This window comes from Nitrososphaera viennensis EN76 (genome assembly GCF_000698785.1).
GTDB classification, from domain to species: domain Archaea; phylum Thermoproteota; class Nitrososphaeria; order Nitrososphaerales; family Nitrososphaeraceae; genus Nitrososphaera; species Nitrososphaera viennensis.
In genome coordinates this window covers 728,093-740,922 of the sequence record NZ_CP007536.1, presented here as the reverse complement: position 1 = coordinate 740,922, position 12,830 = coordinate 728,093, and the positions used below count along the sequence as shown (strand labels likewise).

17 protein-coding genes are annotated in these 12,830 nt (G+C 50.9%); 4 read left to right on the top strand and 13 right to left on the bottom strand.

Features of this window, described 5'->3' with window-relative positions:
- Positions 1–9: 9 nt before the first annotated feature.
- A complete protein-coding gene (locus NVIE_RS04375) occupies positions 10–618 on the bottom strand; it encodes a hypothetical protein (RefSeq protein ID WP_075054197.1) in 609 nt (202 codons plus the stop codon).
- A complete protein-coding gene (locus NVIE_RS04370) occupies positions 615–1,742 on the bottom strand; it encodes a patatin-like phospholipase family protein (RefSeq protein WP_075054196.1) in 1,128 nt (375 codons plus the stop codon). Before NVIE_RS04370 ends, NVIE_RS04375 begins: the two co-directional genes overlap by 4 nt.
- A 720-nt stretch (positions 1,743–2,462) precedes the next feature.
- Here NVIE_RS04370 and NVIE_RS04365 point away from each other — a divergent pair.
- Positions 2,463–3,629: a hypothetical protein gene (locus NVIE_RS04365; protein ID WP_144239487.1), complete on the top strand. Its 1,167-nt coding sequence runs from the start codon at positions 2,463–2,465 to the stop codon at positions 3,627–3,629.
- A gap of 36 nt (positions 3,630–3,665) precedes the next feature.
- Here the strand turns inward: NVIE_RS04365 and NVIE_RS04360 are convergent, their stop codons facing one another.
- Positions 3,666–4,337 carry a hypothetical protein gene (locus tag NVIE_RS04360; protein WP_075054194.1) on the bottom strand — a complete coding sequence of 224 codons (672 nt, stop codon included), beginning with the start codon at positions 4,335–4,337 and terminating at the stop codon, positions 3,666–3,668.
- Positions 4,338–4,494: 157 nt separating this feature from the next.
- On the opposite strand from NVIE_RS04360, the gene wecB reads away from it, so the two are divergent.
- Positions 4,495–5,601, top strand: a complete 1,107-nt coding sequence (gene wecB / locus NVIE_RS04355) for a non-hydrolyzing UDP-N-acetylglucosamine 2-epimerase (RefSeq protein ID WP_075054193.1) — start codon at positions 4,495–4,497, stop codon at positions 5,599–5,601.
- 56 nt (positions 5,602–5,657) lie between these two features.
- Here the strand turns inward: wecB and NVIE_RS04350 are convergent, their stop codons facing one another.
- The 9 genes from NVIE_RS04350 to NVIE_RS04310 form a co-directional block, all read right to left on the bottom strand.
- A complete protein-coding gene (locus tag NVIE_RS04350; RefSeq protein ID WP_075054192.1) occupies positions 5,658–6,479 on the bottom strand; it encodes a class I SAM-dependent DNA methyltransferase in 822 nt (273 codons plus the stop codon).
- Complete coding sequence (locus tag NVIE_RS04345; RefSeq protein ID WP_075054191.1) at positions 6,476–7,483, bottom strand: glycosyltransferase family protein; 1,008 nt, start codon at positions 7,481–7,483, stop codon at positions 6,476–6,478. Before NVIE_RS04345 ends, NVIE_RS04350 begins: the two co-directional genes overlap by 4 nt.
- 72 nt (positions 7,484–7,555) lie before the next feature.
- Positions 7,556–8,788 carry a glycosyltransferase gene (locus NVIE_RS04340; RefSeq protein WP_075054190.1) on the bottom strand — a complete coding sequence of 411 codons (1,233 nt, stop codon included), beginning with the start codon at positions 8,786–8,788 and terminating at the stop codon, positions 7,556–7,558.
- Between the two features lie 81 nt (positions 8,789–8,869).
- Complete coding sequence (locus NVIE_RS04335; protein ID WP_144239486.1) at positions 8,870–9,295, bottom strand: winged helix-turn-helix transcriptional regulator; 426 nt, start codon at positions 9,293–9,295, stop codon at positions 8,870–8,872.
- 5 nt (positions 9,296–9,300) lie between these two features.
- Positions 9,301–9,666, bottom strand: coding sequence for an SHOCT domain-containing protein (locus NVIE_RS04330; RefSeq protein WP_075054189.1), 366 nt, complete (start codon positions 9,664–9,666; stop codon positions 9,301–9,303).
- A 1-nt stretch (position 9,667) separates the two neighbouring features.
- Positions 9,668–9,874, bottom strand: a complete 207-nt coding sequence (locus tag NVIE_RS04325; RefSeq protein ID WP_075054188.1) for a hypothetical protein — start codon at positions 9,872–9,874, stop codon at positions 9,668–9,670.
- 27 nt (positions 9,875–9,901) lie between these two features.
- Complete coding sequence (locus NVIE_RS04320) at positions 9,902–10,363, bottom strand: hypothetical protein (RefSeq protein WP_144239485.1); 462 nt, start codon at positions 10,361–10,363, stop codon at positions 9,902–9,904.
- Positions 10,344–10,730 (bottom strand): type II toxin-antitoxin system RatA family toxin, encoded by a 387-nt coding sequence (locus tag NVIE_RS04315; protein WP_258914164.1) that lies wholly within the window; start codon positions 10,728–10,730, stop codon positions 10,344–10,346. Before NVIE_RS04315 ends, NVIE_RS04320 begins: the two co-directional genes overlap by 20 nt.
- Before the next feature lie 50 nt (positions 10,731–10,780).
- A complete protein-coding gene (locus tag NVIE_RS04310; protein WP_075054185.1) occupies positions 10,781–11,221 on the bottom strand; it encodes a hypothetical protein in 441 nt (146 codons plus the stop codon).
- Between the two features lie 262 nt (positions 11,222–11,483).
- Between NVIE_RS04310 and NVIE_RS04305 the strand changes: the two genes are divergently transcribed.
- Entirely contained in the window at positions 11,484–11,735 is a 252-nt protein-coding gene (locus tag NVIE_RS04305; RefSeq protein ID WP_084790886.1) for a hypothetical protein, read from the top strand.
- Between the two features lie 88 nt (positions 11,736–11,823).
- Positions 11,824–12,288 (top strand): hypothetical protein, encoded by a 465-nt coding sequence (locus NVIE_RS04300; protein ID WP_144239484.1) that lies wholly within the window; start codon positions 11,824–11,826, stop codon positions 12,286–12,288.
- A gap of 145 nt (positions 12,289–12,433) precedes the next feature.
- On the opposite strand, the gene NVIE_RS04295 is transcribed toward NVIE_RS04300, so the two are convergent.
- The gene (locus NVIE_RS04295) at positions 12,434–12,793 is read right to left on the bottom strand and encodes a hypothetical protein (RefSeq protein ID WP_075054183.1); all 360 of its coding nucleotides are present in this window, start codon (positions 12,791–12,793) and stop codon (positions 12,434–12,436) included.
- Between the last annotated feature and the right edge of the window lie 37 nt (positions 12,794–12,830).

Here is a 12,830-nt window from a genome sequence, read left to right as displayed (position 1 = left end):
CGCGACAATTCAAACAAGTCTGCCGATTGATTCATCATCATGGTTGCTCGCACGCCTGGCATCGTCTGCTTCTGAAACTATGGCGATAATATCTCTTCCAGGGCTGATCAACATCTCTTTGCGCTCAGGCGACTTGACTTTGGATTCTATTATCTTGACAAATCTGTTGTAAGCCTCTATCACTTCTTCCTTTCTTTTTCTGTATAACAATTGCTCGGTTGTCAAGAATTCCCTTGCCTCTCTTATTATCTCGTCGCCCTCTTCTATCGACATGATGCCGTCAGAAATCAGGTCTTCTATGGCAAAGATGACCTCCATTCTATCAAGTGAAATCCTGGCATCGATCTCGCCAGATTGGATCAGCCTTCTGATGGAAGAGGGAGTAAAGTCCGTGACCTTGCCAAATGTTGCGCCGGAGCTCTCTAGCCTGTCTATCCGCCAGACTTTCGATATGCGCGGCTTTCCATACAAAAGGTCCCTATACGTAGTAAATCTGTATTCGCCGACCCTTGAAATGGTTTTTGCTTCTCTTTCCAGAATCTCTTCAACGTTTTTTGAAAAGCCCTTTGATCTTGCAAGCTCGACAAGGGCATTAGCCATGTCGATATAGTCTGTCATGACATACGCAACGTATTCATCGTACGTAGTCCTATCGTGAAATAGAATATCACTCTCTCTCTGTCATCAATAAGATCCTTGTCCTGTGGAATATCCTTTGGTGCCAGAGGATGCAGGTTGACGATGTACACTTCAAGCTCTGGGGCCCGCGTAAATGATTTTTGGCTGCCTCCACGGTTCTTTCGCAAATATTCCATCCAGTAATTTTTATGGGCTGTCAAGAGTTCACGCAACGGGGTATTGCTTAGGTATCCACCGTCCCACAATTGCCGTACCGTTCCAGTTGCTTTATCCTCAATTTGAGGATGGTCCAGAGCATACTTGCCGAGAGCGCTTGCGAGCACCTGATCTGGGCCGATTCCATCGTAAAATACAATGTGTCTGTTTTCCGAATTTCCGTATTCTGAAAACCATCTGCTGTTTTTACTTTTTCCCTCTTTTGCTGTGTCAATGGTAACATCATCATTAACGGAAGCGTCATGCAGTTTTTCATAGCTGTCAAATACCACCGGTGTCGCATAATCCTGAATGTCAACGCTGGTGAGAAGCAATCTTGGCTGTCCTTTTTCAAGACTTGTTTTTATGGGGAAATCGACGAACTTTGAAAGATAGCTCCTCAATTGCCTATAGTCGTACCGCCACCACGGCAAGAAATCCGTAAACGGGTTGAGGAACTTGGAGCCCCATGTTGGGACAGATTCATACATGTTTGGTACCCCGCGTGGGGTGAAGGCAAACTCGAAAATCGACCAGAACCTTCTGGCACTTTCTGTATCGGCTATGCCGGAATTGGTCGCGTGTAAATAGTCCCATGAGTTGCGGATAAACGGGTTCCTGCCGAACAGATCATCCGCAATAGTGGTGCACATAAGTCCTTTCCAGAATTCCAAGATTTTCTCTGCAGAGCCTTTCCAGCTGTTGTTCCTGAGATAGTGTCCTACCAAGACCGTGGAATTTATGGCCCCTATAGAAGTACCTGTGATAATATCAAACAGCCTGCCGTCCGCGTTTTCCTGGCTGACTTTTTTATAGATCTGTTGGTAGGTGCCGGCTTCGTAGGCACCAAGCGCGCCGCCTCCTTGGAAGACCCGTGCTCTTTGACCTTTGTTCTTGCCTTCTGGCAATTTCGCTCACCACATCCTGCCGACTTTTCCTGAGAGCGGGCCAGGCGCATGCGACGCATTTTCTCTCATGGCTTTGTCTCTAGACACATTAAGATTCAAACATTTTGAAAAGAGTTTCCATAACGCGCACTGCAACATCATCGGATCATGCAATTGTCTTGACTGTGCCGGCATTACAATAAACAATTTATCCAGAGGATGCCAGTATTATGATATCCTATTTTGCCGCCTTTGCGCCTGATTCTGCCTGCCTCAACGATCTCTTGTCTTGTCCTCGCACCCTTTCTCTTTGAAGCATATACTTTTAGCCTGTACGTCAAAGGTGACGGGACGTTTTTTACATTCTCGGGCGCAAGGCTGTGGTTCTTTCTGATAAGCGAGTTGTGTCTTGGCACCATTCTGGCAATGCTTTCGTCAACTTTTCGCGGTATATTGCTTCGGCTGATTTTGTCGGCGTCAGCTCTGTCGATATTGATTTTGCTCTTGTTTCAATTTTGCGATCATAGGCAGTGCTATGATTCTGGTCCGGGTAACATGGGCTGGCTGACGCTATGGGCCCTGCTTTTTGTAACTGTATCAACCGGAATGCTGGTTGGATTAGTGCTAAAGAAGAAAGCAGACTTTGCAAACAACAAGAACCATGTCAGATCAAGATCCATAGCAGGATTCGTATTTTCGAACACAACCTGCCTTTTCTTGGCTTATTACCCTTATGCAATCTTGTACAACACTAGTCAAGAATACGCGGTTGGCATCCCGCTTTTGATCTATGCCGCGACTGTGCCATTTGCCCTCTCCGGAATAGTCGCGTCGCTATTTGACATTAGAAAGGCGCTGCTATCTTCTGTGTGTATAGGCATGGCAAGCGGCCCGGTGCTGATTGCATTGTTTTATTCATTCCGGACCAGTGGCAGCGTGCTGGTTCCTCTGGTCGTTATCGTAATCGGGACCGCGACAACAATATTGGCCAGAAAATATGCTCATGACTTGCTTGCCAAACAACAGAATCACAATGCCTATGGAACAAAGAAAAAGGCCGCCGCGATGGCATGCGTCGTGATAATAACAGGCTTTTTCATTTCCGCGTCCCATCCGTTCCTGGATGTCCCTATGGATTTAGAAAAAACAGGCAGCAGCGGGCATCAGACAGAGAATGTCTCGTGGAACTTGCCAACCTACTACAGCGGCCTGATCTATACGCATGAGCATTTCCCAACCAAACGGGTGGAAATAGAGGTTGATTTTGCGGACTTGAACCAGAGCATTTTGCAGAATGGAAGTCCTGTGCTTGCAGGAATGGGAGCCCAATCTCCTAACTGCTGCAAAGACGGACTTGATTACGGCTACAGGGCAGACATTCTATTTGGAAGCAACGGAAACAGGTACCTGGTTGCCCGGGCATGGGGAGTATGCGATCAAAATGTTGCATGCTCCGCAATGCCGTGGCAGCAGGAAATTCACAAAGGCATTGTACCGCTGCAATCAGAATCCCGGCGCGTCGCCCTTGCGATGGAGATCGATAGCGACGAAAGATTTGCAAGGTGGTATTACAAAACAGCCGCTGACGATAGATGGTCCGTTTTCAGCTCATTTCAATTGCCTGACATCGAGAATCCCTATTTCAATATCGGAGATTTCAAGGACATTTCGCCCTTGGCAGTTTTGTTCAATCCGCCGTCTGGAGTGGCGCATTTTTACCAGTTTGGCATCGCTTCTTCAAACAAAGCAGCGTTAGACTATGGCAAGGCGTCCATATCTTTTTCCTGTCCTGCCTACTATACTATCGACGATAATCAGAGGCATTGCATCTCTGAGGTGGAGCCGGTAAAGGACGGTGGCTCTCATTGGAAGGCGCTCTGGAAGTGGGGCGCAACCCTTCCATACTAGGACACGTTGTTTCAATGGCATGGAGACATTATTTATTCAGCTGGTTGACTTGTTGACAAGACAGGGCAAGAGCCGCCTTTTCTTCCACTCTGGGGAAGGAGAACTTCTTTTAATCAAGCTTCTAAATCTTGTAAACAAGGTTTCTACAATCTCTATAGGATCCAGCGCAGATGTTGTAGGGTCGTTTACCTCCAAACCTATCTTGCGTTTTATCCGTGTAAAGAGTATGCTGAAGACCAGCATTCCCGTGCCATATAGCTGGACCACAGTCGAGAACCAATCAGGTGGGGCGGCAAGAACGTTCAACAGATTCAGAGACGCGCTGAAGAATACGGAGATTATGAACATCATGTCGAACAGGTAGGCAGATATCGCCTTGAACGTGGCGTGCCATATTTCCTTCTTTATCTTGAGTGGCATCCTCCTTCGGGTGACGTACAGGTAGTGGATGGCAACGGCAAACAGGCTCACTACGCCAAGCCATTCAATGACATGGAGGCCACTGAGCGTACCATATACTGCATAGTAAAGAACCAGGGCATCCTCTCCCACCCATCCGAGCGGTGCTGGCATGTGCTGCGCCTTGGCCACCCCGTCGATCAACTTGGCCATAAAGAACAAGGGTATGAAGACGAGCGAAAACCTCGGATGGAATATCATCCTTTTCTCTTTATTCAAGACGTCCTTCAGTTTAAGATAGGGGTTCAAGCCGGGACCCGCCGGTAATTTTACTGGCTTTCTGCTTTATTTTTTATTGTGTAGAGGTGGTAAAGGGGTTATCACTCTGCAAGCCCTCTGCTATTCTGAGCAACTCGGTGACAAATAACAATAATACTGCTTCTGGCTACCTTGTTCCTGAAAGAAATTGAAAATAGCATCTGTAGTAGGGGCCCGGCCCAATTTTATCAAGCTTGCGCCAGTCCACAAGGCGCTTGCCAGAAATCCTGAAATCGAGCACACGATAATCCACACCGGCCAGCATTACGACTTTGAAATGTCCGAGATATTTTTCAAAGAGTTCAAGCTCCCAAAGCCGGACATCAACCTGAAGGTGGGGTCCGGCACCCCGGGATACCAGACGGGAGAGATGATAAAGAGGATCGAAAAAGTGCTCTTGCGCTCAGGTTTTGATCTGGTGATGGTCTATGGGGACACCAACTCTACGCTGGCAGGGGCATTGGCCGCTGTCGGGTCCAAAACAAGGCTGGCCCATGTCGAATCGGGGCTGAGGAGCTTTGACAGGCGGATGCCTGAAGAAACAAACAGGGTCCTGACGGATCACATAAGCAACTATTTGTTTGCGTCGACGCGTACGGCAGTCGGCAACCTGCGCAAAGAATCCGTTCAGGGCGATATAGTCTACAGCGGCGACCTGTCCGTGGAAATCGTCGACGAAGCAGTCCGGGCAGGAGCAAAGTCAGACGTCCTTGACAGGCTGTCCCTGGAACCAAAGTCGTACGTCCTCCTGACAATCCACCGGGTGGAAAACACTACTGCATCGCCGCACAACCTGGCGACCATAATCAAGGCGATAAAGGCGCTCAAGGACACGACAATAGTGTTTCCAATACACCCGCGGACTCTAAAGGCCATCAAAGACAGCCGCCACCTCCCTGCCCTCTCGCGTTGCAAAAACCTGAGAATGATAAAGCCTCTTGGGTACGTCGACTTTGTCAAGCTGGCGCGCAACGCAAGCAAGATAGTCACCGATTCAGGCGGCGTCCAGAAGGAAGCCTTTCTCCTGAAGGTTCCCTGCATCACCACCCGCCGGAACACTGAATGGGTCGAAACAGTCGACCTGGGGTGGAACAAACTTGTGGGCAGCAGCGACGCGCAGGCGATAATCGAGGCGGTCCAGAAATGGGCGCCTGTCGGGAAAAAGCCCAGAGCCGTCTTTGGACAGGGCAAAGCCTCTGCAATAGTCAGGGACAGGATCGTGTCTCTGCTCGAAAGCAAGATCGAGGAAAACTAAACAGGGACTTGGCCATGGGAGAAAAGCTCTCCTTCTATCTCTTTCTTGTGTCCTACTTATGCTTTTTTGCAAATGATGAGCTCGGTTGACGGCCCCTTGTCAGTCACTGACAGGAGCAGGCGCTCCACCGGATAGACAGCGGCGCCCATGACAAATCCTGCAGATTCGCCCCGGCTGACAAGCCTTGTAAGCGACCTCCAGCAGTACTTTCTCACCCTTGAATCTGAATTGACGGGGGCGTTCATCAGTACGAACATGGGAGTCCGCTCGATTATCTGAAACCCTGTATCTGAAAGCAGTCTCTCGATGTGCCCTTTTGACCTGTTCACCTGAAAATTTGCTCTCAAGTTGGAATGCACAAAGTTTTCCGACAGGACAAAGATCCCCGCCGGCTCCAGGAGGGCGTAGATGTTCTGTATCGCCCGCCTGTACTTTTCGTCGTTGGTGATGTGGAAAAGCACGTCAAAGGCAGATATGACGTCGTACCTTTTTTTGCCAAACATTTCAAGCACGTTGTTCTCGCCAATGTCCGCGACATAAAACTGCGAATCGTGATACTTCTTTTTCATCCTTTCAACTGCTACGTTTGTGATGTCCACTCCGTCTACTGCTGCTACTGCCGCCTTGCCCTGGCACCATTTCTTCCAAAAGTCGATGTAAAAGCCCGTCCCGACCCCGATGTCCAGAATCTTTGTCGTGTTGTTGTCGCCAAAGTGATGGTAGTCCAGCTTTCCTAGCGTCTTGAGCAAAACATGCCTGCGGATCCTGTACATCCATTCGTTGTACTTTTTTCCAAGGGTGGAAAAGCCCACGCCGGACAGGTCGAAATTCTTTGCAAGCCTCTCTTCCCAGTACCCCCTTGTTTCTGAATTCTTCATAGTTGGAGCCTCCTTGCGCCCTTGTTTTCGAGCAAGTTGTGATACATGCCGACAAGCCTCGACGCGATGCCAAGCGGGTCGTGTTCTGGCGGCAGGCGGGTGTGGACGTTTGCCCTGTAGTCTATTACCTTCAAGCCGCAGGCAAGAGCTTCAAGCGCGGTCTTGCTCTGGTTTTGCAGGACCTTGCCGTTTACGTACCTTATGTCCACGTACGCCCTGTATTTTCCAAGAAAGGCCGGCATGTCCCCGTACCTTATCGGGTTCTTGGTCCTGTCGTACACTTCTAATTCGTAGGGCAGCCTGCTTTTTTCGAAATGCTGCATGACCAGTTGCAAATCGGCAGTCTCGGTGTTGAATGTCAATGCTTTAGTACTACTATTATTATCCTCATCGTCACTTTGGCCTGTCCTTTCGCCTGCAGCAGGGTTTTTCCGGATTGGCCGAAAGTGATCCACGTCCACCGGATTTGGGACGTACACCGACATCGGAGGCGCAAGCTCTAGAAGGTCGGGAGTCGCCACGACAACCCGGTCTGCCATTTTTTGGGCTTGCGGATTTGTGCTCCGGTTCTTTATCCTTCTTGCCGTGTAGATTGCCATGATGGCAATGTCGGAGGCAATCGACCTGTGCGGGAGGCTGTATTTCCTTAATCCTCTGATGTCTGTGCCGTGGTAGTGGAGCACGATTACTTTTGAGTCGCCGAATCTTTTGCGCAGGATGGGAACCATATCAGCCCTGCTGTGGACATGAATCACATCCGCTTTTTCCGCCCTTTTCAGGCACGTTCCGACAAAATCCTGGGGGCTGGCAACAACGTCTGCAATATTGTCATTATCATCATTATTGTTGTTGTTATTACTGCTGCTGTAAAAGTCGTAAATCCCGAATTTGTCCGCGTTGCTTGTTATGATGACTTTTGACTGGCACCCTTGCATCCTTCTCTGGTATTTCGCCAGGACGCAGGCCACGCCCGCCTGGTCCCAGATGTGCAGTATGTTCAGCATTTTTTTCTACAACCTTGGTTGCTGCCAAGCATCATCATCATTATCGTCATCGTCATCATCCTCATTTTCCCCTCAGCCAGTCAATTGGTAGGACCTGAGTATCTCGGGCTCGAAATTCTCCCATACCAGGTTGCTGTGCGCAAATTCAAACGTCCTGGCCCTCTTTTCGTAAAGCTCGTCCATGTTTTCATTGTAGTATTCCAGCTGCGATGCCAGGTCCTCGTAGTTATCAAATGTCGAGCAGTTTCCTTGCAGCGTCTCTATCACCGTTTCAAAGGAAGAGGTGCACATCACGTGGAGGCCCGCGTGGGCGTATTCGTAGACCTTGTTTGGATTGACAAAGTAATGGGACCAGTGCCGCTTCCAGGGCAGCAGCCCAATCGAATGGTTTGACATTTCCTTGAACATCTCTTTTCTGGAGAGGAACCCTGAGAATCTCACCCTTGAGGAAGGATCGGCGTCTTGCTGCCAGCCGAGTATTGTCAGCCTTCCTGTATTGCTGTTGTTGTCGTTGGAATCAAACAGGTCGTAGAGGCCGTCCATGTTGCGGTTGGGCAGTTTGGCGCCGTTGCTCTGGCCGTCGCTTCCCGAGTAGACGGAGGACAGCCTGTCAAGGTATCTTGGCCTGTCCAGGCCGCTGGTCTCCTGCCTCGTCGGGTAATTCGGGACAACGACAACCCTTGCATTATTATTATTCCCGGAGGCCAGCCTGAGTTCTCTTGCGATCCTGTTTGAGACGGTGATGGTCGCTGCCGACGAGCCCAGGACATCCTTCTCCCATTTTGTCCACAAACTAGTCGCATGGCGGTTTACCGCGGTCCTCTTGGTCCGCGCAGCCATGGACCTGATGGAATGTACCAGGCTACTGCCACTGCTGCCGCTGCCGTTTGCGCTGCTGATGTATTGTTGTTGCTGCTGCGCCGCTGTTGCTTTTTCTTCCATTTCGCCCAGAAGGAGGGAATGCTTTGACCAGGATTCGTGGTCGTCGTAGACGAAATGCTCTCCAAGGTCTTGGGCGAGCTTTGCCGAAAAGAGGTTGTGGGCGTGCACCACGTCTGGCCTGACCTGCTTGAGTATCCTGGCAAGCTGGCTCCTTACCGAATGCCAGTAATACGGTATTCCATAGAGCGCCTTTGCCGTCCAGTTTATCTCGTACGCCTGATTGAATATTTTTGACGTGTCATATCCGCCGGCGACTTTTTTCCCTGCAAAAAATACCTCGTAGCCTTGCTTTGATGAGGCCAGCGCCGCTTTTTCGACCCGCCAATCCGGCAGGCCGTCGTGGGAAAGATGCAGTATCCTCATATGCTGTTTGTTTACCCGTTATAGTTATCGATCCAAATCTAAAATGAGTTTCACAAGAAATTTTTTCCGGTCCGAAACTCTTTAAAGCGATTGCCTTTTCATCGCGTCTCCTGCCGGCGGCTTATTCTTTTTCTTCCACCTCGCCTGCCACCTGCCGATTTCATCCATGATGGCTTCAAGCTCTTTTGTGCCGTCTGAAAGCCTGTATTCTATCCTCGGCGGCCTTCCCTTGTAGCTCTTTTTGACTATCAGGCTATTGCATTCCAGCTCCTTCAGGCGCTCTGACAGCACCGTGCTGCTGATTCCTCCAAGGGCGCGCTTTAAGTCGTCAAAACGCGCCGCTTCTCTGCCACTCAGGTTTTCAAGGATCAAAAGCGCCCACCGCCTGCCAAGCACCTTTGCAATGCCTGCGGCGCCTCCAAATCCTTTGTTACTGCTGTTTCTGCCAAGCGCGACGCTCATGCACTCTGCGCCTCGTACGTTTATGCCGTCTGCAGCGTATGCCAATGTCTTCAGTCCTCCTGCTGCCGCAAGTCGCGCAGCATCTGCTCAAACTGCTCTTTTGTGATCTCGCCTTTCGCATACCTCTCCCTGACAATTGACACGGCGTCCGCCCTTTGCTGGTATGGGTACGCGTAATAGTAGCCTCTTCCTCCCCTCCAAGGCCAGAGCAGCCACCTTGCTATCCAAAAGACTATGAATATCAAGAAGATGCCGCCCAGCCAGCCAAAATGAAACGGGAAGAAATAGAAGGCTCCTGGCGGCCGGGGTGCAAGGTAGAATGATAGAACAATAGCTATTCCTATTGCGGCTATCAATCCTATCATGCCCCAGCCTACGATTCGCCTGATGCGGTTTGAGTCTTGGTTCCCACTCATGTTATCTGGCCTCGCTGAAGTCTTCCTCATTATTACTGTCCGTCAGCGCTTCTCGCAGATAGACCGTCATAGCATCGAGCTGCGCCTGGATTTCCGGCGTTACAGGGATCATGACCAGCGCGGAGTGCCCGACTCCGGGCCATATGTTTAGGTAGTGTTCCTGTCCGTCTTTTCTGTGTGGAAATTTCGATCCTGTTGTTGTCGACATGTATCCTAAATCACCCTAGAGTTGCTGTTACGACTCCTGCCTCTCCTGCGCTCTCTGCCATCCAGATCTGATGTGGACAAACGCCAGTACTGCAGGCGCCACTGCAGAGATGGTTATCAGAATAGTTCCTATTACGATATGGCCATTGTGTGCAAGCCCGAACCCAATGCCGGAAGCAATGTGGATCTCGTGCGGTGCTGACTTGAAAAAGAGGCCTACTCCAATCACTGCCCCTGCTACAAGCAAATACTTCATCGGGACGCCGGCTCTGGCTGCGACTGCCACTATGACGACAAGTCCAAGGCCGTACAGCAGGTCTGCAAAAGGAGTCAGCACGGCAAGGCCCGATTCCATGTCGATGACTCTGCCTACGACCAGCCCGATCGACGTGAATCCAAGCGCAAATCCGACCATGTGAATCGCCAGGCCAGCTGCTGCGTGCCTGCGCGACTGCGCCGCCAGGCTACCACTACTGAGCTGCTCTGGCAATCCTGTCTAGCGCCTCCTCGGTTCCTTTTGCAATGCGGTTTTTCACGTTGCCCCTGAACAGCGCAGGGACGCCGGGCACCTCTATGTCCCAGGAAATGTCGATCCTTGTGCCACCGTCAAGGGGGGTCAGCGTGACTGTCCTCGTGCCTGTCATGACGCCTTCCTTCATGATCACCTCTACCGACCTCTTGGGGTTCAGCATCACGGTCTGCTTTCCGCGCGAGTCCCTAAAGCCGACTGTCACCTCCCTTTCGATCACGTTGCCGTTCCTGCTGATGTTCCTGACAGAGTTGAGGCCGGGGTAGTACCTGGGCTCGCTGTCAACGTCTGAGACGACCTCCCACACCCTGTCCACCGGCGCAGGCACGTGGCGGCTGGCGTTGATTCTTGACCGTTGATTCTTGACACTTGATCATTTCACCTCAGCGCGGTTGCCAGCGGCGTAGCCATTGCGGTCCTTACGCTCTTTGCGATGCCAAGCCCGAATATGCCAAGCCCCAGAATCACTCCGATTATTGGGCCCGGAAACACGATGACTGCAAAGTACCCTGTAGCCATTATCGCCGGTATCATGAAGATCACTCCACTTGCAGCCAGCAACCCTGCCACCAGAAATGACCTCTGCCCCAGCGACACGACAAACGCTGTGGTCGCCAGAACTATCGCGCTCAAGCCAAACACCTGTGCAAACGATTGCTGTAGCACCGGCGGAAGCCCAGCCTGCAGCGCCGGTCCAAACCCGTTCTCAAGCAACCATGCCTGCAGCGTCGGCACGCCGCCTGCAAAAAAAGGCAGAACCAAGGCAAGCGTTGCCGCCGCCAGTATCTTTGCAATTACAAGTCTTGCGTTCTTTGCCATGCACAAACAAGCACAGGAATTATTTTAACGGTTGTCAACCAAAGTCACGTAACTTAGTTACCATACCCTTAATCTACTTCCGCCAAAAAGCCCTTTTAGTAAGATTGGACTATGGTGCTACTAATGGTCATGCCGCTTCTTCCTGCTGACAGCAACAAATTTGCTAACCCCGTTGATCCTGTACTGACAGCCGCCAAGCTTGGAAAACCTGGTTAAATTGGTCCACGAATACCGCGACAGGATTTACATTCGCAAAGACATCATGCTGAAACTGTCAGAATACGGCGAGCTCAACCAGAGCAAGCTGATGAGCTACTGCGGGCTTAACAACGTCAAGCACAAGGTGATAATCGACGACATGGTTGAAAAGGGCCTGCTGACGAGGTTCGAGGAACTGTGGGGCAACAAGACGATAATAAAATACAAGCTGTCAGAAAAAGGCAGGGCGATACTGAATGAGATACTGGAGCCCTACGAGGCTCTGTTTCCAAGGGAGAGCGGCAAGCTACAATGATAATGATGATGACAACGATGACTATGATGATGCTGACAGGTAACTTTGTTACCAGCATTTTTTATAACGCAACGGGGGCATGTAGCTCGTGACAGCACCGTCGGGCAATGATGAATCTCGCGACAGCCCATTTCGGATAATGGACGAGATAATCTACCAGATAAACAAGACCAAAAAGATGTTCATCCTGATGATTGTCACCATCATGGTGATAGTGCCCGTGTCAATCGTCGTCATATTTGCCACATTCGGGCCTCCATTTGGAGGCGGAGGGGGAGGATGGTGGTGGCACAACGGCGGCGTCGGCGGTGATGGTGGCCCGCCTGGCCCACCCGGCCCGCCGACCTTTAGCCCTGCGTTTGACGCGGTGCGCGTACTGATAACTGTAGTCGTGCTGGTGTGGCTGGTGCTTGGCATAAGGCAGTGGTTCATACTGTCAAAGTGGACCAAGAAATACGAGACCTACAAGGAGCTCCAGAAAAAGATCGAAGACAAGCTGGACTTTGAAAAGGACGAAGAAGGAGAAGAAAGAGAAGGCGATGACAGGAGGTAGCCTTTGCTGCTACTGCTGCGGTTCCCAGGCCGCACTGCAGACGCATCGTGGAGGCGCATGGCGGCGCCATGTGGGCTGAAACAACATAGTTGGCAGTGGTGGCGCGACGTTCTACTTTACGCTCCCCTTGGCGCAGTAGCGCGCACTAGGCCAGTCTGGCCATCACTTTCTCAGCCAGCTCGTTGTGGTCGTACGGTCTGGCGACTACCCGCGTGAGCAGGTGGTCCGGGTCGTCCGTGGGGAACATAAACATGTCGGCATTTTCCTGACTGAGCATCATGTAGCGGTTCTTGCCAAAATAGTCCTCGTTGGTCTTTAGGATGGGCTTTATCAGCTCGGCCTGTATGCCCATCGACACCTGCTTGTCCTCAGCCGGTATCGGGATCTCGGGAGCCACGTACCAGGCTATGGCCTTGCCTTTCTCAAGCCATGCCGCAATTGCGATGTTTTGGTGGATCTTGGCCACCGACTCGCAGAATTCAGAGGTATATCGCAACATGTGCATGTGTATGTATGCGCACGCACAATCATCCGTGGAAAAT

What these genes read in the sequence shown, in the direction of transcription:
- NVIE_RS04350 (WP_075054192.1), bottom strand. Translation starts at nt 6,479, where the DNA reads ATGAAGAATTCAGAAACAAGGGGGTACTGGGAAGAGAGGCTTGCAAAG.
- NVIE_RS04305 (WP_084790886.1), top strand. Translation starts at nt 11,484, where the DNA reads ATGCTGAAACTGTCAGAATACGGCGAGCTCAACCAGAGCAAGCTGATG.
- NVIE_RS04330 (WP_075054189.1), bottom strand. Translation starts at nt 9,666, where the DNA reads ATGAGTGGGAACCAAGACTCAAACCGCATCAGGCGAATCGTAGGCTGG.
- NVIE_RS04310 (WP_075054185.1), bottom strand. Translation starts at nt 11,221, where the DNA reads ATGGCAAAGAACGCAAGACTTGTAATTGCAAAGATACTGGCGGCGGCA.
- NVIE_RS04375 (WP_075054197.1), bottom strand. Translation starts at nt 618, where the DNA reads ATGACAGACTATATCGACATGGCTAATGCCCTTGTCGAGCTTGCAAGA.
- NVIE_RS04340 (WP_075054190.1), bottom strand. Translation starts at nt 8,788, where the DNA reads ATGAGGATACTGCATCTTTCCCACGACGGCCTGCCGGATTGGCGGGTC.
- NVIE_RS04345 (WP_075054191.1), bottom strand. Translation starts at nt 7,483, where the DNA reads ATGCTGAACATACTGCACATCTGGGACCAGGCGGGCGTGGCCTGCGTC.
- NVIE_RS04295 (WP_075054183.1), bottom strand. Translation starts at nt 12,793, where the DNA reads ATGCACATGTTGCGATATACCTCTGAATTCTGCGAGTCGGTGGCCAAG.
- NVIE_RS04325 (WP_075054188.1), bottom strand. Translation starts at nt 9,874, where the DNA reads ATGTCGACAACAACAGGATCGAAATTTCCACACAGAAAAGACGGACAG.